The sequence below is a fragment of the Vreelandella olivaria genome (assembly GCF_023507745.1).
Classification (GTDB): Bacteria; Pseudomonadota; Gammaproteobacteria; order Pseudomonadales; family Halomonadaceae; genus Vreelandella; species Vreelandella olivaria_A.
In genome coordinates, this window is record NZ_JALPZO010000028.1 from 58,594 (window position 1) to 77,221 (window position 18,628).

17 protein-coding genes are annotated in these 18,628 nt (G+C 52.5%); 14 read left to right on the forward strand and 3 right to left on the reverse strand.

What is annotated here, in order from left to right:
• The first annotated feature begins 56 nt into the window (after positions 1-56).
• Genes tamA through HP566_RS02400 form a run of 4 tightly spaced genes read left to right on the forward strand, consistent with a single transcriptional unit; the run spans position 57 to position 7,095 of the window.
• Positions 57-1,913 carry an autotransporter assembly complex protein TamA gene (gene tamA, locus HP566_RS02385; protein WP_249975652.1) on the forward strand — a complete coding sequence of 619 codons (1,857 nt, stop codon included), beginning with the start codon at positions 57-59 and terminating at the stop codon, positions 1,911-1,913.
• A gap of 9 nt (positions 1,914-1,922) precedes the next feature.
• Positions 1,923-5,936 (forward strand): autotransporter assembly complex protein TamB, encoded by a 4,014-nt coding sequence (gene tamB / locus HP566_RS02390; RefSeq protein WP_249975653.1) that lies wholly within the window; start codon positions 1,923-1,925, stop codon positions 5,934-5,936.
• Positions 5,937-5,945: 9 nt separating this feature from the next.
• Entirely contained in the window at positions 5,946-6,566 is a 621-nt protein-coding gene (gene msrA / locus HP566_RS02395; protein WP_249975655.1) for a peptide-methionine (S)-S-oxide reductase MsrA, read from the forward strand.
• A 13-nt stretch (positions 6,567-6,579) separates the two neighbouring features.
• Positions 6,580-7,095: a c-type cytochrome gene (locus tag HP566_RS02400; protein ID WP_249975656.1), complete on the forward strand. Its 516-nt coding sequence runs from the start codon at positions 6,580-6,582 to the stop codon at positions 7,093-7,095.
• 20 nt (positions 7,096-7,115) lie between these two features.
• Here HP566_RS02400 and can read toward each other — a convergent pair whose 3' ends face one another.
• Positions 7,116-7,763: a carbonate dehydratase gene (gene can / locus HP566_RS02405; RefSeq protein ID WP_249975657.1), complete on the reverse strand. Its 648-nt coding sequence runs from the start codon at positions 7,761-7,763 to the stop codon at positions 7,116-7,118.
• Between the two features lie 160 nt (positions 7,764-7,923).
• Here can and gorA point away from each other — a divergent pair, with 160 nt between their 5' ends.
• The 10 genes from gorA (at position 7,924) to yidD (ending at position 16,906) form a co-directional block, all read left to right on the forward strand.
• Complete coding sequence (gene gorA, locus HP566_RS02410; protein ID WP_249975659.1) at positions 7,924-9,306, forward strand: glutathione-disulfide reductase; 1,383 nt, start codon at positions 7,924-7,926, stop codon at positions 9,304-9,306.
• A gap of 234 nt (positions 9,307-9,540) precedes the next feature.
• Positions 9,541-10,119: a diaminobutyrate acetyltransferase gene (ectA, locus tag HP566_RS02415; protein WP_249975661.1), complete on the forward strand. Its 579-nt coding sequence runs from the start codon at positions 9,541-9,543 to the stop codon at positions 10,117-10,119.
• Positions 10,120-10,196: 77 nt separating this feature from the next.
• A complete protein-coding gene (gene ectB / locus HP566_RS02420; protein WP_249975662.1) occupies positions 10,197-11,465 on the forward strand; it encodes a diaminobutyrate--2-oxoglutarate transaminase in 1,269 nt (422 codons plus the stop codon).
• A 70-nt stretch (positions 11,466-11,535) separates the two neighbouring features.
• Complete coding sequence (locus tag HP566_RS02425) at positions 11,536-11,931, forward strand: ectoine synthase (protein WP_249975663.1); 396 nt, start codon at positions 11,536-11,538, stop codon at positions 11,929-11,931.
• Positions 11,932-12,225: 294 nt separating this feature from the next.
• The gene (locus tag HP566_RS02430) at positions 12,226-13,062 is read left to right on the forward strand and encodes an ATP-dependent zinc protease family protein (RefSeq protein WP_249975664.1); all 837 of its coding nucleotides are present in this window, start codon (positions 12,226-12,228) and stop codon (positions 13,060-13,062) included.
• Between the two features lie 38 nt (positions 13,063-13,100).
• Positions 13,101-14,624 carry an inactive transglutaminase family protein gene (locus tag HP566_RS02435; RefSeq protein WP_249975665.1) on the forward strand — a complete coding sequence of 508 codons (1,524 nt, stop codon included), beginning with the start codon at positions 13,101-13,103 and terminating at the stop codon, positions 14,622-14,624.
• Entirely contained in the window at positions 14,621-15,619 is a 999-nt protein-coding gene (locus HP566_RS02440) for an alpha-L-glutamate ligase-like protein (protein WP_249975666.1), read from the forward strand. The genes HP566_RS02435 and HP566_RS02440 overlap by 4 nt, the downstream gene beginning before the upstream one ends.
• A gap of 31 nt (positions 15,620-15,650) precedes the next feature.
• Positions 15,651-16,097, forward strand: a complete 447-nt coding sequence (locus tag HP566_RS02445) for a transcriptional repressor (RefSeq protein WP_249975667.1) — start codon at positions 15,651-15,653, stop codon at positions 16,095-16,097.
• A gap of 2 nt (positions 16,098-16,099) precedes the next feature.
• Complete coding sequence (gene hisI, locus HP566_RS02450; RefSeq protein ID WP_249975668.1) at positions 16,100-16,567, forward strand: phosphoribosyl-AMP cyclohydrolase; 468 nt, start codon at positions 16,100-16,102, stop codon at positions 16,565-16,567.
• A complete protein-coding gene (gene yidD, locus HP566_RS02455; protein WP_249975669.1) occupies positions 16,568-16,906 on the forward strand; it encodes a membrane protein insertion efficiency factor YidD in 339 nt (112 codons plus the stop codon).
• Between the two features lie 11 nt (positions 16,907-16,917).
• Here yidD and HP566_RS02460 read toward each other — a convergent pair whose 3' ends face one another.
• Positions 16,918-17,334, reverse strand: coding sequence for a SufE family protein (locus HP566_RS02460; protein WP_249975670.1), 417 nt, complete (start codon positions 17,332-17,334; stop codon positions 16,918-16,920).
• A gap of 34 nt (positions 17,335-17,368) precedes the next feature.
• Positions 17,369-18,490, reverse strand: a complete 1,122-nt coding sequence (locus HP566_RS02465) for a tyrosine-type recombinase/integrase (protein ID WP_249975722.1) — start codon at positions 18,488-18,490, stop codon at positions 17,369-17,371.
• Between the last annotated feature and the right edge of the window lie 138 nt (positions 18,491-18,628).

Below are 18,628 nucleotides of genomic sequence, written 5' to 3' on the forward strand. Positions count from 1 at the left end.
GGTAATATATTTTGTACTCAAGCCGCTGAGTGATGGTTTGGTTAGGGATGGACTGTATGGGAAGACAACGGAAATGGCCTCTAGCCAACAAGGTGGCTTGTTGTATGGTGCTGCCTTTGCTCACTTTAAGCCCCTCCACATGGGCGCTAAATGCTGCAATTAGCGGTGTTAGTGGCCAAGTGGAGCGCAATATTGATGCATATCTGCAAAATATTGACGAAGAGCAGTACACCGACGTAAGGCTGGAAGGTGAGATTCGGCAGCGCACTCAAGAGGCCATGAGAGTTTTTGGTTACTATTCCCCGGATATTACCGTTGAACTTGATCAGACACCTATTGCAGTCCGTATAGAACCCGGACCTCAAGTGAAGATTGAGGTGCTGTCGATCAATGTTGAGGGTGAGGCACAAGACGATCCACCGTTTCAGGAAGCTCTCGATAACTTTCCACTGCGCGAAGGTGATGTGCTTCGCCATGCGCCATGGGACCGGCTGCGTAACCAGTTTTCGGGCCTGGCCATTGAGCGTGGCTATTTCGACTGGGGATTCACGGACCGCCGAATGGAAGTCAGGCCTTACCTGGAAAGTGCGCGCCTTTATATGGATTTCAATAGCGGCCCGCGTTACCAGTTTGGTGATACCTCCATCAGGGGGAGCCATATTGACCCCGAGCGGCTTCGTCAGATGCAGACATTTGAGCCTGGTGACCCGTATTTGGCTGAGTCATTGGCGCTTTACAACCAACGGCTGGGTGAAACGGAGTGGTTTAGCTCGGTAACCGTTCGGCCACGACTAGCCACAACTCAAGAGCTAATTATTGCGCCGCCCAGTGGTGGAGACCCGTGGTGGAATGAAGCCACCTCTGCTCAACCTGAGCGCCCACGGCTTTCAAGTGCCGCGCTTGCCAGTGCATTAAGTATGAGCCGGAGGGAGGAAAACAATACCCGTCTTCCTATCGATGTGAGCGTTGAGCCTGCTAACCGCCATCAATATGAAGTGGGTATTGGTTATGCCACCGATGTAGGCCCTCGGTTACGCTTTGGCTGGAAGCAGCCATGGATTAACCGGTTCGGACACAGCCTTAATCACGACCTCTATATTTCTGCGCCTGAGCAGCGCTTTACCGGGGTTTATAACATCCCGCTGGAAGACCCTCTGCGTGATAGCTACCGCCTTCAGTACGGACTGAGGAACCGTGATGACGGGGATACTCGCTCCATGGAAGGAACGGTTGAGGTCGCCCGCCGGTGGGAGTTTGAGAACCGCTGGGTGCAGACACTTTATTTCCGGACCACCTATGAAGACTTTACCCAAGGGGGAATGTCGGATCAGGTCTGGCTGTTTTATCCGGGTATTCAGTGGTCAAGAACACGTACTCGCCCGCCGCGCTTCCCGCTCTGGGGGGATCGCCAGCAGTTGTCTATCGAATACTCCGATACCATCTGGGGGTCTGATGCCCAGTTTGCCCGGTTAACAGGGGATACCGAGTGGATACGCACTATCGGCGACGATAACCGGTTTTTGGCCAGATTGAGTGTAGGGGCCATAGAGACCGATGACTTCGATAAGTTGCCCCCTTCATTGCGCTTCTTTGCCGGCGGCGACCGAAGCGTTCGGGGTTACTCCTATGAAAGTCTATCACCCAGAAACGAGGAAGGGCGTCTGCGTGGCGGTCAGCAAATGTTGACCTCCACACTGGAATATCAGCGGCGGGTAACCGGTGACTGGTGGGGGGCCGCCTTTGTGGACAGTGGTGATGCATTCGACAATTGGGGGCCGGAGGAGCTTAAAACCGGTGCGGGGGTTGGTGTGCGCTGGGTATCTCCTGTTGGTCCCATTCGTCTTGATGTCGCTCATCCCTTCGACCACGAAGACGACTGGCGTTTGCACTTTTCCATTGGACCGGAATTCTAGGAGAGCATTTTGGCTAAGGTTGAATCAGCAGGGGCCGCACAGCGTCAGTTGCTCTCGCCCAAACGTCGCCTTTGGCTGGCTGTATGGAGCCTTATACGCCTACTGATCGTTGCGCCACTATGGCTATTTGGTTTAGTGGCCCTGGTGTTAGGTATTGCATTGTCGCCTTGGGGGACAGGTCTGTTGTTCACACAAGGTGAACAGCGTGGCTATTTCACCTTTGAGCATCAAGAGGGGGCCTTGCTGGATCGTTTCACCTTGCAGGGCTTTAATCTGGCGTTAGGTGAAACCCGCATTCACATTGACGACGTTGAACTTGCCTGGGCTGATGACTGTGTGCTGTCCGGACGGCTGTGCCTGGATACATTACGCTTAGCTGGGGTAGATATTCGTCTCGGTAGTGGCACTGCGCCCGCTGAAGAGACACCTGATGATGGTGACGGCATGGCTGAGATCCGGCTGCCGTTTCCTATCGAGCTGCGCGACATTTCACTTAATGACGTTAATGTCCAGCTGGCGGATGGCACTCGCATCACCTGGGAGGCATTTACAACCTCTGCGGTAGCCGAGCAAAGTGTGGTTCGCATTGCGCCTACGACACTTATTCAGCCTACGGTGTACTTACCGCCTTCACCCGGCGTCCTGTTAACCCAGGATCTGCAAGCGCCCCTTATGGCGGAAAGTATCGACGCCGCTATTCTGGTTGCGCACCCTCCGGCGGATGAAACAGCGCACCATGAGCAGCTAAGTGGGGATCTGGCTTCCAGGGAGCGCTTGGAACTACCTGACATAACGCTGCCTATTGATGTGCAGCTCGACGCTTTAACGGTCACTGATTTCCATCTGGAAGGGGCCTTTGACTACCACGTTGAGCGTTTGGTGCTGGGGCTTGAAACTCAAGGTAATCACATCGCGATAACCACATTGGAGGTGGTGACGCCGGATGCCGATGCATCACTGACTGCCGACGCTACGCTGGCTGACCGCTATCCACTGAATGCGCGTTTGACAGCAGTGTTGTGGTTGCCTGAGCTGTTCCCCGAATTGAGTGGCGAGGAGGTGGTGCTTGAGCTTTCGGGCACCCTGGATGAACTCTACGCAGATCTCTCAGTGTCTGGCGTCGTTAATGCCACATTGAACGGTCAGGTGGACGCTTTGTCACCAACCCTGCCGTTTGAGCTGCATCTTCAAAGCGAACGACTCCAGTGGCCGTTAACAGAGCCAGACGATGAAACCGTAGAGCCCTATGTCATTGAGGCCCTGGACGCACAAGTTACCGGTGACCTGGAGGCTTACCATGCATCGCTTGCCTTAACCGCACAAGGCCCTCAAGTGCCTTCGACTCAGGTCAATCTTACCGGTGACGGCGACCTGACCTCGTTTCGCTGGGCACCCTTAACGCTACACATTGATGAGAGTTCACTGCACAGTGAAGGGCAAACTAATTGGGCTGCTCCCTTACAGATAGAGTCGCAGATTCACCTGGAGCAGTTTGATCCGGCGCATTTTGTTGATCAACTCGATGGCAATCTGAATGGCGATATTACAGTCAGCGTCCGTCAGTTGGGTGATGTTTGGGAAGTCAGCCTGCCGCAGTTGGCCATTGATGGCGAATTGCAGGAGTACGCCCTTACGTTAGAAGCCGCCTTGGAGGCAAACAGTAATTTAGAAGTCGATATCCAACAACTGCTCTTTACCCAAGGGGAAAACCGCTTAACCGCAGCTGGTCAGGTAAGCCAGGAAGCCATGACACTGGATGCAGATATTGCCTTACACCAATTGCAAACCCTGCATCCCGATTTGGCAGGCACCCTGACAGGTAATGTACAGGCGCGTGGCAGCTTCTCTCAGCCAACGCTGATTGCCCAGCTTACCGGCCGTAGCCTGCGTTTTGCTGACAACCGGGTTGAGCAGCTTTCCCTCGATGCCAACGTGCAAGGTATTGATGATCCAAGTCTCGATATTGGCCTGGACTTACAGCAGGTCAATGCAGGTGGGCAGTCGCTTTCCAGTGTGGCACTAGAGCTAAATGGTCAGCTCTCCCAACATGACTTAACGGTGCGGGCAGAAGGTGAACCCAACAGTCCGTTAAGTCGTGCATTGCTCTCTTTGAATGGCCGCTTTGATCAGCAACGCCAGCTCTACCAGGGGCGCTTGACTCCACTTGAGATTGACTCCGAAGCAGGTGATATACGTCTCGAAGCGCCATTGGATTTGAGCTACAACCTGGAGAGTGGACAGGCTGGATTGACATCTTTCTGCTTGCGGCGCTTGCAGGGAGGGCTGGTGTGTTCCGATGAGCCGATAACTGCATCGACCGACCAGGGCCAGGCAGTTCTAAGTGTCCGCGAAGTACCCATGGAAATGCTTGAACCCTTCCTTCCAGAAGAGTGGAGCTTTGAAGGTGACACCACAGCAGACATGGTGGTCGCATGGCGACAGGGTGGTGCGCAATGGCAAGCCAATGTACAACTGCTCAGCGAACTGGCGATTACCGCAGTTAATGATTACGGTCAGCCCGTGCAGCTACCGGTTATTAATCTTGATGCCCAACTAGACGCCAATCAGGCGCAGGCAGATGCCAATATTGCGTTATCGCTCTCTGAAGCGGGTGAGTTTTCCCTCAACCTGTCGGTTAATGACCCGCTGGGACGAGGAGCGCTGCAGGGAGAATTACACGCGAATAATGTATCGCTGGAGCCGTACCGCCCGATGATGGTAGGCATGGATCGTTTGGAAGGTGATTTGGATGGTCGTGTACAAATTACAGGCACCACTAGCCAGCCCGACTTACAAGGTGAGCTTGCACTGCGCGGTATTCGTGTCCATGGCCCAGATATTCCCGTTGATGTACAAGGTGGGGAACTAGTGGTTGCGTTTGATGGAGAGCAGGGGGATATCAACGGGTTTTTGGCTGCAGAGCGTGGCCGCCTGAATATTACCGGGGATGCTTTCTGGCCTTCCGGTGACGATTGGCGTATTGGGGTGGATCTCAATGCGACCCAGGAGCCTCTATTAGTGGTGCTGCCACAGTTTGGCCGCCTGGAAGCTGCACCTGATATCCGTATCAGGATAACACCTGAGCGCTTGCAAATAAGGGGTAACGTCGACTTGCCCTGGGCGCGTCTGGAGGTCGGTGACCTGCCCGCTTCGGCGATCAGTCCCAGTTCTGATGAAATCATTATTACTGAACGTGAGGATCGCGAGGCCGAACGTTTGGCCCAGCAGCGCGCTGCCAATGGAGAGCCAAGTGCGGCTGATGAGCTGGCTCAAACCGGTATGGAGTTGGATATCCTCATCACCTTAACGCTGGGTAGTGACATGCTGTTTTCTGCCTATGGGCTTGAGTCAGGTTTAGGGGGTACGCTGGAAATACGTCAGGACAGTGGCGCCCTCCAGCTATTTGGTGAAGTGAATCTGGTGGATGGACGCTTCCGTGCCTTTGGCCAGGACCTGTTGATTCGCCGTGGTCAATTGTTATTCAGTGGTCCTCCGGGGCTACCTGTGCTGGATTTTGAGGCTATCCGTAATCCTGAGATTACCGAAGATGAGGTTATTGCCGGATTACGTGTCACCGGTAATGCTGAAGAACCTAACATCTCGATTTTCTCAGAACCTTCCATGGACGAAACACGTGCGCTTTCCTATCTGTTGCGCGGCCGGGCACCAGATGAGTCAGGTGGAGGTATTGATAGTGCTTTAACCACAGCCTTAATTGGAATGTCGCTTGGCCAGACAGGCGGTGCTGTTGGTTCTATTGGAGAGGCGTTTGGTATTCATGACCTGACTCTGGATACCACGGGAGCGGGCGATGAAAGCCAGGTGGCATTGAGTGGTCAACTGACAGATGATATCCGGATTAGCTATGGTGTGGGAATCTTCTCGCCAATCGCGGAACTAACACTTCGTTATACGCTTTGGCGTAATTTATACGTTCAGGCAGTATCGGGAGCTAATCAGGCGGTGGACTTGATCTACACCTTTACGCGCTCTGGCAACCCAGCAATTTATCCGCCGCAGTGAGAGGGCATCATGGCACTATTTTCTAACGCGACATCCACATTACCTGGCCGTGAAACGCCTATTGAAACCAGCCAGGTTCACACGATCAGTGGACACTCTCTGCATCCACCTTTTCCCAATGGTTATGAGGAAATAGTGTTGGGGATGGGATGCTTTTGGGGAGTAGAGCGGCTGTTTTGGCAGCAGCCTGGAGTGTATGTAACCGCAGCGGGCTACGCCGGTGGTGGTACACCTAACCCCACCTACCAGGAAACCTGTACCGGGCGCACAGGCCATACGGAGGTTGTACGGGTGATCTATAACCCAAGCCAGGTGGCACTGGACAGCTTGTTACAGATTTTCTGGGAACAACACGACCCAACCCAGGGCAACCGGCAGGGTAACGATATTGGCAGCCAATACCGCTCGGCCATTTATACCACTACCGATGCCCAGCTCATGGTGGCGAAACATAGCGTTGCCGCTTATCAGCAGGCACTTGATCAAGCCGGCAGGGGAGCGATTACCACGGAAATAAAACCGCTGGATACCTTTTACTATGCCGAAGCCTATCACCAGCAGTATTTGGATAAAAACCCCAATGGCTACTGCGGTTTAAAAGGTACGGGGGTCACTTGCCCCATTGGATAAACAGGGACAATAAATGAAGCGAAGTGCTCAACGTTATATGCTCACCAGTGGTTTGATGACTACCCTGGTGATGTGTTCTGCCTCAGCTCTGTCAGCAGATGCAAACATACCACAGGCCATGCCTCTTTCCATTGATGACACGCCGTTTTCCAGCGAACGGGAAGCGGTTACCTGGCGGCGGGATGAGCTAAAGGATTTAGAGCGCTTATTGCGTCAGCTACGGTTTGACTTGGTTAATAACCAGGATGCTCGTGGTGCAGCACCCCGGCTGTCTGAGCTGCAAGCGCGCGCAACCCCCGACCATTTCCTGCCTGCGTTTATTGAGGGAACGCATGGTCGTGGTTCAGATGCGCGTCCAAACATTTGGGAAGAGTGGGATGAGTTTGCGGCAGGGTTCCAGGATTTGGAAGACAAGGTCGGGATCTTGGTTGATGCTGCTGAGCAGGAAGATTACCGCGCAGCAACCCGGGCATTTTCTGATGTCGGCCTGAGCTGCCGCAGTTGCCACCGCGCCTACCGATACGACTAGCTATCGGCAGGCAGGAGTTATCAGTCGTCTGACTGAATACGATCAATGCGGTATAACGTTTCTACCTGGTCCAGGCCACTGATGGTGCAATTAAGGTCTTTAACCCGGCCATCGCTTAAACCATAAACCCAGCCGTGTACTGAAATGTGTTGACCACGTTGCCAGGCGCGTTGAAGAATCTTGGTACGGCATAAACTATTAACCTGGGCCTTTACGTTTAGCTCGCACATGCGGTCGATCTGATCATCCATTGGCAGGTGATCCAATGAGTCACGGTGGCGGTTGTACTGCTCCCGAACCGAGTGAAGCCAGTAATCCACCACGCCACACTCGCCACCGGTTATGGCTGCCTTAATGCCACCACAACCATAGTGGCCCACAATCATGATATGACTTACTTTCAGCACATCAACTGCGTACTGCACCACGGAAAGCGCGTTCATATCTGTATGGTGAAGAAGATTGGCCACATTGCGGTGGACGAAGACTTCTCCGGGGGGGAGTGAAATGATCTGGTTAGCTGGTACGCGGCTATCGGAACAACCGATCCATAAATAGTCGGGTTTTTGCTGATTGGAGAGGCGCTTAAAATACTCAGGGTCCTCTTCACACATGCGTTCAGCCCAGGCACGATTGTTTTCGAGGAGCGTCGCAATAGGGTCAGACATTGAATCTCCGTAGGATGACGTCATCAGGTTAAAGGGGCTGGCAACGTAATAACTGCGTAACCGTGATTAGAGTAGGAGGTTTTAACCTTCCCCGAATATAAGGTCAATCGTCGGTTTACCTTTAATGCCTGTATTCATGGGCAGTGGATAGGAGTCAACCATGTCAGCTGATGCTGAGTATGAATATGATTTATTTGTGATTGGTGCCGGGTCGGGGGGTGTGCGTGCAGCCCGGATGGCAGCAGCGGCAGGAGCCCGGGTAGCGGTGGCAGAAGACCGTTACCTGGGAGGAACCTGTGTCAATGTTGGTTGCGTACCTAAAAAACTGTACTCTTACGCGGCGCACTTTCATGACAGTTTTGATGATGCGATAGGCTATGGCTGGCAACTGCCAGGGCCTGCTTCGCTTGACTGGGCAACGCTGCGTGACAATAAAACTAGCGAAATTAAACGCCTGAATGGCATTTACCAGCGCCTGTTGGAAGGCGCTGGCGTTACCCTGTTCAATGCCCGGGCTAAACTGAGTGGGCCGCATAGCGTTGATTTGGCAACAGAGGAGGGGAGCACTCAGGTGTCCGCCAGACAAATCCTCCTGGCGACCGGTGGATGGCCTTGGACACCTGACTTTCCTGGTAGCGAATATGCACTGAATTCTAACCAGATATTTGACCTTGATAGGTTCCCAGAGCGCTTTCTGGTTCTAGGGGGGGGCTATATTGCTGTTGAATTTGCCAGTATTTTTAATGGGTTAGGTAGTGAGTCCCATTTAATCTATCGGAATGAATTATTTTTAAAGGCGTTTGATCAGGAAGTTCGTGAATTTACCCGTGATGAGATGGCCAAAAAGGGAGTCAAACTTCACTTTGGTACGAATATCAAGCGTATAGAGCCTCATGGTGCGGCACTTAACGTCTACCTCACCACGGGAGAGTTGCTGGAAGTGGACGCAGTGCTCGCAGCGACTGGGCGTAAGGCCAACACGCAGGGGCTGGGGCTTGAAACATTAGGTATCGAGCTGGATGAAAACGGTAAAATTCCCGTTAATGAACGCTATGAAACGCGAGTCCCTTCTATCTTGGCGCTGGGGGATTTAACCGACGGCCCTGAATTAACACCTGTTGCTCTGGCCGAAGCCATGCAGTTGGTTGACCATCACTTCAATCATACTGAACCAATGCCGCTGGATTATACGACCATTCCAACGGCGGTGTTTTGCCACCCCAATATCGGAACTGTTGGCCTTTCTGAAGAAGCCGCGCGAGAGAAATTTGCCAGCATCCGTATTTATCGCACCGACTTTAAGCCTATGAAGCACACGCTTTCAGGCAGTACAGAACGCATGCTAATGAAGCTTATTGTGGATGATGCAACTGACGTGGTGGTGGGGGCACATATGGTGGGTGAAGAGGCCGGCGAACTGATTCAGGGCATTGCGATTGCGGTAAGAGCGGGGCTCACAAAGAACGATTTTGATCGCACGGTAGGCATTCACCCGACAGTAGCTGAGGAGTTTGTCACGATGCGAACCCTCTCACGCTATTAAGCTGATTTTTACTCTTCATTTGGCGGGCACCTGCCCGCCTTTTTAAGCTCGCGCTATTAAAAGGTTGATCTAAACTGCTATGTGGGCACGCCAGCTAAAGCCTCTGGGTACAAGCTTTTAATCCAGTTGATAACGAAAAATTATGGAAAATAAAGCAGAGGATAATATGGTTTTTGAATTGCTAATAATCCGCTGTTATAATAAGCGCCAAATTCGCTACAGCGAAGCATAACCATGAGTGCGCCAATAAAGCCTTTTACACCCTCTGCTGATCTTGCGCGGCCAACCGTTGCTGATGCTGTGATTGGTCATGCAGAAACATCGCTTTTCATCCGTAAACCAAATGCGGATGATGGCTGGGGTGTTTATGAGCTTGTCAAAGCTTGCCCACCTCTGGATGTGAATTCTGCCTATGCCTACTTACTGCTAGCGACACAGTTTCGCGACACCTGTGCGGTCGCGACGAATGAAGAAGGTGAGATTGTCGGCTTTGTCTCTGGCTATGTAAAAGACAACGCTCCGGACACCTACTTCCTGTGGCAGGTTGCCGTTGGCGAAAAAGCCCGTGGTACCGGTTTGGCCCGCCGCCTGGTGGAGGCCATTATGTCCCGGCCGGAACTGGCGGAGGTCCATCACCTGGAAACCACCATTACCCCTGACAACCAAGCCTCTTGGGGCTTGTTCCGGCGACTTGCTGCAAGTTGGCAGGCGCCGTTAAACAGTCGTGAATACTTTTCCACTGAACAGCTGGGTGGAGAGCACGATCCGGAAAACCTGGTTCGCATAGGTCCGTTTCAAACCGGAGCTATCTAACGTTTCGTTTTCCCGCTCGTGTTGCCTCAGCCTGCCAATCGCTTGCTCGGCTCAACGATCAAAAAAAGGAGGTCGCTATGCAGACCCAGACGCTTGAACGCATGGAATCCAATGTTCGTACTTACTCGCGCTCCTTCCCTGTGGTCTTTACCAAGGCACAGAATGCGCGACTAACAGACGAAAATGGGCGCGAATATATTGATTTTCTTGCCGGTGCCGGAACGCTTAACTATGGCCATAACAACCCGCATTTAAAGCAAGCGATGATTGACTACCTGTCTACGGATGGCATAGTGCATGGCCTTGATATGTGGACGGTGGCAAAGCGTGATTACCTGGAAACGCTTGAGGAAGTGATCCTTAAGCCACGTGGCCTGGACTACAAAGTACATCTACCTGGCCCGACAGGCACCAACGCGGTGGAAGCGGCCATCCGTCTGGCTCGGGTTGCCAAAGGGCGGCATAATATTGTGACGTTCACCAATGGTTTCCATGGTGTCACCATGGGGGCGTTGGCGACCACCGGCAACCGTAAATTCCGCGAAGCGACTGGCGGCATACCTACCCAGGGCGCCAGCTTCCTGCCTTATGACGGTTATATGGGGGAGCATGCGGATACCCTTGATTACTTTGAAAAGCTGCTCAACGACAAATCAGGTGGGCTGGATATTCCTGCCGGCGTTATTGTTGAAACCGTGCAAGGCGAGGGAGGGATTAACGTTGCGGGGCTCGACTGGCTGAAACGCCTGGAAAGTATCTGCCGTGCTCACGATATTCTACTGCTTATTGATGACATTCAGGCTGGCTGTGGCCGTACAGGTAAATTCTTTAGCTTCGAGCACGCTGGCATTACTCCGGATATCGTTACCAATTCAAAGTCACTGTCTGGATTTGGCCTGCCGTTTGCTCATGTGCTCATGCGCCCGGAACTGGATAAATGGAAGCCGGGGCAGTACAACGGTACTTTCCGCGGGTTTAACCTGGCCATGGTCACGGCAACCGCAGCGCTCAAAAAATATTGGTCAAACGATACGTTTGAGCGGGATGTACAGCGCAAAGGGCGCATTGTTGAAGAACGCTTCCAGCAACTGGCTGCATTGCTGACCGAACATGGTAAACCCGCTACTGAGCGTGGTCGCGGCCTGATGCGTGGAATTGATGTGGTTTCAGGCGAAATCGCCGATAAAATTACCAGTAAAGCCTTTGAGCACGGCCTGATTATCGAAACCAGTGGCCAGGATGGCGAAGTGGTTAAATGCCTGTGCCCGCTAACCATTAGCGATGAAGATCTACTGGAAGCGCTGGATATACTTGAAACCTGTGTTAAAGCTGTTGCCAGCGAGTAATAACGCTGTGGTTACCACGTTTAATAAATATGCGGCTCCATAGCGGGCCGCCTTTAAATGGAGCTTAAGTATGATCGTTCGCAATCTTGAAGAAGCACGTAAAACGGATCGCTTGGTAACAGCTGAGAATGGCAACTGGGATAGCACGCGTCTTGTCCTGGCAGAAGATAACGCGGGTTTCTCATTCCACATTACCCGTATTTTCCCTGGTACTGAAACACATATACATTACAAGCACCACTATGAAGCCGTTTTTTGCTATGAAGGCGAAGGCGAAGTGGAAACGCTTGCCGATGGTAAAATCTGGCCTATCAAAGCCGGGGATATTTACCTGCTTGACCAGCATGATGAGCATTTGCTGCGTGGTAAGGAGAAGGGCATGACGGTGGCCTGTGTCTTCACGCCACCCATCACCGGTAATGAAGTGCACCGCGAAGATGGTTCTTACGCGCCTGCTGAAGATTGATCCCCAGAAGTTCGCTAGAGATTCTGGCGTGATGAAAGGCAGCCATGCACATTTGCAGGCTGCTTTTTGCCGTTGGATATGCAGGAGAATTATCTGGCTTTTTTGAAACGGACGTACTTTCACTGCAAGCTGTTAGGGCGTTATCGTTGCATTTGATGTTATGCTTTGGTTCGCATAATATATATTATGTTAAATACAATGAAAACCGATGATGAAAACACACTGCTAAGTTGGACAATTGGTCTCCCTTCTCCTTATCATTCGTGCTCATATTGTCCAAGGATATCACTCGTTATGCGCCCAGGTGTTTTGTGGCTAATGGCTGGTTTGTCGCTCTCGTTCGCAGGCTGTGCCGTTACCCAGCCAGAATCTAATGAACCCCCGCCGTTGAGCGAAGCGTCATTCAATGCCCGCATCCTTGAACTTGAAAACGCATTAACACTCCAATGCAGCACAGCCAGATCACTGCAGGAGCGTCAGCTTAATCAGCAGCAGGTACTTACTGCTGACATGCGTGAGGTTGGCAGCTTGTTACGTTATTTGCGTAAAGACGTCGCCAGCCTGGAAGCGCGTGGCGAGGAGCCTGTTATTATTCGTGAAGAGTGTGCAGTGGAAAGCGCTGAAGACAGCAAAACACTGCTTGGGCGAAGTGAATGGGTGGGCTTGCCCAGTATTGGTACCTATCTCAAGGCACGAGTGGACTCGGGAGCCAACACCTCATCACTATCAGCCTCGGATATCACACGTTTTGAGCGAGATGGTGAAAACTGGGTACGCTTTAAGCTTGCACTCAATGATGATGATGTCGTTGTTGAGCAGACACGTGATGAATGGATAGAGGCACCTATTCAGCGCAGGGTGCGCATTGTTCAGGCATCAGGCGAAGAATCACGCCCGGTGATCTCGTTACTGATGACGCTGGGACCCATCCGTGAGAATGTCGAATTTACCCTGAATGATCGAACCCATCTGGATTATCCTGTTTTATTGGGGCGCCGGTTTATGATGGATATTGCCACGATTGACGTATCCCAAACCTACATTCACAAGCGACCTGAATTTCCTGGCGGTGAACCAGCCGAACAAGCTGCAGATGATGAAGCAGCTGATCAAGATGATACAGAAGAGTAACTGCACTCCCCTGCCGCTTTTCGCTGAAAGGAATCTTCATGTCACGGCTACCCTTTTATTTAATCGTTGGTTTTTTACTGGTGGCAGGAATTGCGACCAGTGTCCACAGACATATGCAGTTTGAAATCCCCTGGGTGCCAGGTGAGCAGCGGCAAGTTTGGGAAATCGAAGCCGTCATTAACTTTAATGCCCAGAATGGGCCTGTTCAGGTTGATCTGGCGCTGCCATCGCACCAGGCTGGCTATCGTGTGCTCACGGAAAACACGGCCTCATCCGGGTATGGGCTGGCCTATCAGGCGGATGAACTGGGACGCCAGGCGCAATGGACAATACGCGAGGCCGCCGGTAGCCAGCAGCTTTACTATTCTGTTCAGATGCTGGTCTCTCCGGATGCCCGCGCTCCAGCACAAACGCCGCCTGGGCTCTCCTCCCCACCACCTTGGGAGAGCCCGTATGACACTGCTGCCAGCCAACTGATTGATCGCGCCTGGGCGCGAAGTGCTACCAATGCCACGTTTGCAAGAGAGTTGATTCTGGATATCAACGGTGAACGGCAAGGCGAAAATGCACGTTTGCTGCTTACCCAAGAGCAGCCCTCAGCACTGATTGTGCGGCTACTTAATCAGGCGGGCGTGCAGGCCAGAGAAGTGAGTGGCTTGCTGCTGGAAGATGGACGTCGGCGTCAGTCATTAAGTAGCTGGATTCAGGTTTTTGACGAGCAAGGCGAGCGTTGGGCTATCTTTAATCCGCTAACGGGTGAACAAGGCAAGCCGGAAAACTTACTGCTTTGGGAAACAGGTGGACGCGCCGTATTGGAAGTCCAGGGGGGAACGAATTCCCGTGTCAGCTTCTCTATGCTGACCCATCACCAGCCAGCCTCTGCGGCGGTTCGTAACCACTATTCAGAAGATACCCTGCTAAACTTCTCTATTCATAGCCTGCCACTGGAAGAGCAAGCGCTATTCCAGACTATTCTGCTAATACCGATTGGCGCCCTGGTGGTGGTGTTCCTGCGTGTGCTGGTAGGGATTAAAACGTCCGGTACGTTTATGCCCGTCTTAATTGCGCTGGCGTTTATTCAAACCACGCTACTGACAGGCCTGATCGGCTTCCTGTTAATTGTAGCGGTAGGCCTGATTATCCGTAACTATTTGTCTTATCTTAACCTGCTTCTTGTGGCAAGGGTGTCGGCGGTCATCATAACGGTTATCGCCATTATCTCCATCTTTACCGTGTTGGCTTACCGTATGGGCCTGAGTGCCGGCCTTACCGTGACCTTCTTCCCCATGATCATTCTTGCCTGGACCATTGAGCGGATGTCCATTCTATGGGAGGAGGAAGGCCCTAAAGAAGTATTGATCCAGGGCGGAGGAAGTCTGCTGACTGCGGTGCTGGCTTATCTGGCCATGAATAACCCATGGGTGCGCCATATCACCTTTAACTTCCTGGGGGTGCAGCTCATCCTGATGGCGCTGATTCTGTTGTTGGGTAATTACACTGGCTACCGTCTGCTGGAGCTACGTCGCTTTAAACCCATTACTGATGACGAGAAGCCGTCATGAGCTGGTGGAAAAACTGGACATGGCCCACGCGTTTGCGCGACAAGGGAATTATCGGCATGAACCGGCGTAACATCCGCTACATCGGTCGTTATAACTCCCGCCACCTATACCCTCTTGTTGACGACAAGTTGAAGACCAAGTTACTGGCCCAGCGCTACGGCATTACTACCCCAGAGCTGATTGGCACCGTCACTACGCAGTTTGGTGTCAAGCATATTAGTGAGATGTTGGTGGGCCATAACGGCTTCGTGATCAAGCCGGCCAAAGGCAGCGGCGGTAAAGGCATCCTAGTGATTGAGAAAGTGGAAGACGATGCCTTTGTCAAGCCGAGTGGTGCCCACCTTTCGATTGAGGATGTCGAGCGCCACGTCTCCAACATATTGTCCGGGCTCTACTCTCTAGGTGGCTCGCCAGACGTTGCTGTCATTGAAACACTGATCAATTTTGATGACAGCCTGTTGGCTTATACCTATGAGGGTGTGCCTGATATCCGGGTCATCGTCTTTAAAGGCTATCCGGTGATGGCCATGATGCGGCTTTCCACCGCCGCGTCTGATGGTAAAGCGAACCTTCACCAGGGCGCTGTAGGAGTAGGTTTGAATATTGCAACAGGTGCCGCCCTGCGCGGGGTTCAGTTTGACCGGCCCTGTTTTATCCACCCCGATACCGGGCATGATCTGGCAAGTCTGGTTGTGCCACAGTGGAATACACTGCTTCATTTGGCTGCAGGCTGTTATGAAATGACTGGGCTTGGCTATCTGGGTACCGATATGGTGCTGGATCGCAAGCATGGGCCGATGTTGCTGGAGCTGAATGCCCGCCCTGGCTTGGCGATACAGATGACCAATGGTGAAGGGTTACGCCGACGCCTCGATCTAATCGAACGTCAACCTAACGGCGTCTCTGTTGCAGATCGGGTGGCATTTGCCCAGCATCACTTTGCCCGGCAGAGCGAGCTGGTAGAAACGCCTGACACTGCCTCTGCAAGCGCGTAGACTACGCTGACGACGTGCAATGAGTTGCTTTATGACTGAAGCCAATACGCTACTGCAACAAGCGGAGTCTCAGTGTTATACCAAAGGCGTCCGATTTACGCCTATACGACGCCGTGTACTTGAGCTGATTGCAGAAAATGGTGGGGGCTTAAAAGCCTATGATCTGTTGGATCAACTCTCCACTGAACATGCCGCTGCGCGGCCACCTACGGTATACCGTGCTCTTGAGTTCTTAATCGATCAGGGGCTTGTACACCGCATTGAGTCTCAAAATGCCTACGTTGCCTGCGCATGCCCGGAACATACCCACGGATTCCAGCTGCTGATTTGTCGGCAGTGCGGATACGTCGAAGAGCTGCATTTAGATGCGATAAGTGACAAACTGGCCCAGTTGGCCAAACAGCAAGGGTTTAATGTCGAACGTCAAACGATTGAGCTCCAGGGGCTCTGCCAAAATTGTCGGGAATCGGGAGCATAGCCATGCCTTGTTATGAGCAGTTGGAACCAACCAAGCTTTTCAAAGCACTGGAGTCTGCCAGCCCTTCCGATACGTTGCCCCATCTAGCCACTCTCTTGGATGCGGTGCGTTTTAACGAAACTGGCCTGCTACCTGCCATTGCCCAACAACACGATACGGGCGAAGTGCTCATGATGGCATGGATGAACCGCGAGGCACTGGAAGAAACCCTCTCTACACACCGCGTTTGCTACTACTCCCGCTCGCGTAAAAAGCTGTGGCGCAAGGGGGAAACATCTGGTCAGCAGCAGCAATTGATCTCTGTAGCACTGGACTGCGATGGTGACACCCTGCTGCTCCAGGTGGATCAAACCGGGCCAGCCTGCCACACTGGCCGCCGCAGTTGCTTCTACCTGACATTGAGCCAAGAAGGGTCAGTTATTAACAGTGAGCCGCTGATAGACCCTGCAACCCTCTACAGTAACAAGTGAATGGTCAGGGCGTTAAAGGCAGTGCAGCGGCTTCTTTCCCGTTTGCTGGCGGGTGTGATGGTGTGTTTCGTGCGCGTGTACCAATATACCATCAGCCCGCTTTTAGGGCCGCGCTGTCGCTTCTGGCCCAGTTGTTCCTCTTACACCATTGAGGCCATCCAGGTGCATGGTCCCATCAAAGGTGGGTGGATGGCTGCCAAGCGAATTATTAAGTGCCACCCTGGCCATCCCGGCGGTATGGACCCTGTGCCGGGGGGGCGCAGCGAACAATTGTGTAAAGAAGATGCCGCAGACAGTGACGTGCCAGCAGAGAAGCGCAGCCATCACTCCTGTCGTTAAAAAGAAAAAAGTTACGCTTGCTGAGCAATCTGGTAGATACGTTCCAACATAGCGTGCAGGCCATTACTTCTTGTTGGCGACAGGTGTTTATCCAGGCCTAAATCCTGTAGGAAATGTGGCTCGGTACGTCTAATTTCCTCTGCGGTGCGTTCGCTATAGATTCTGAGCAGTACCGCAATCAAACCGGATACAATCGCTGCATCGGACGTGGCTTTGAAAATAAGCTGCCCCCCCTGCTCTTCATGGCGCATCCATACGTTGGATTGACATCCCTGAATCTTAAACTCTTCCGTTTTATACGCTTCAGGGAAGTCAGGCAGTTGCTTGCCCATATCGATAATGTATTGATATCGATCCATCCAATTATCGAACATTTCAAATTCCTCAACTAGCTCTTGTTGAGCCAATTCTGCGCCCGACATGCTCATGGCGACTCCCTTAGGGTTAAAAAAGTGTGACTTATTATAACGGCTCAATACGCGCTTTTGGGGCTGTTCCTCCTAATCGATGTCGTTGCTGTTCGCGATGCCACTCGGCCTCTTCGCTATGTAAATAACGCGTTGTGGTATCCAGCCTGGCGTGGCGTGCGCTCTCTGCCAGATAGCGCAGACTTACGCCTGATTGCGCTTGGTGGGTAATCGATGTATGGCGAAGCCAATGGGGAGTAGCTTGCCGCAACGCGCTGATATACGCAGGTTTTCCGTTTTGAGCTTCCAGTGCTTCTGCGGCATCGGTAAACGCACCTTTAATCAGTCGATACAGCTGGTTGTCACTAATCCTGCGTTGTTTGTCCAGTGCGCGAATAACCGGTGACTGCTCCTGGTGTTCGGGCAGGCCGGGTAATCCTAGTGCCCCCCGCCACTGTCTCAGGCAAGTCAGCATATCGTCGGGCACAGGGATTCGGGCCAGCTTGCTGCCCTTTCCAACCACCACCCACCACCAACGCCCCTCACTTTGCTGGAAGTCTAGCATTTGTGTATTCGCCATTTCGCTGATACGAGGGGCCAGCAGGTAAGCGAAAGCAAAAATAAACCGGCGCCGGGCATGCTCGTAAAGCGCTCGGCTACTCTGCTCATGTGGCGGTTGGTTGATCCATTGCCAAAGCCACTCCCATAGCTCACGTTCGAAATAACGCTCGATGCGTTGGATTTGGTTATTGAGCCGACGGGACTTATCACGCATTAGCTTAAACGGATTACGGCTGACCCATCCCGCCTCTACCAGCCAATCAAACAGGCCTTGCAGGATAACGAGACTTTGGCGGCGGCTGGCAGGAGAAAGCCCTCCCCGGAAAGGTCGCCAATTTGGGTGATGGCGCGGTTTGGTTGGCCCAACCCAATATTCAGACGGCTGTGGGTCCATCAGGAAATTTTCAAATTGACGCAGTATCTCCCGGTCTACGTGGTTTAGCTGCTTATTTTCTCTACTCAGCCAAAGTAACAGTCGCTCTGCTTCCCGGCGGTAGCTTTTCAAGGTTTGGGGGCTGTCTTGATACTCTGCAAGCCATGCAGCAACCGCCTGAATATCATTTTGGGCAGCGATATGCAGATCAGTATTAACCAGGTTGTGTTGTTCCACCGGCAGGAGCGGCCACGTTAATGCCGTGCCAAGGGTGCTGCACTGCCTAATATTTACCGATGAGCCGCCCTTTTTGTCATCATCCACTGCGACACCCTTTTGTTTCCATTAACTTATACGGTTTTTCAATGGGGTAAGTCTGAT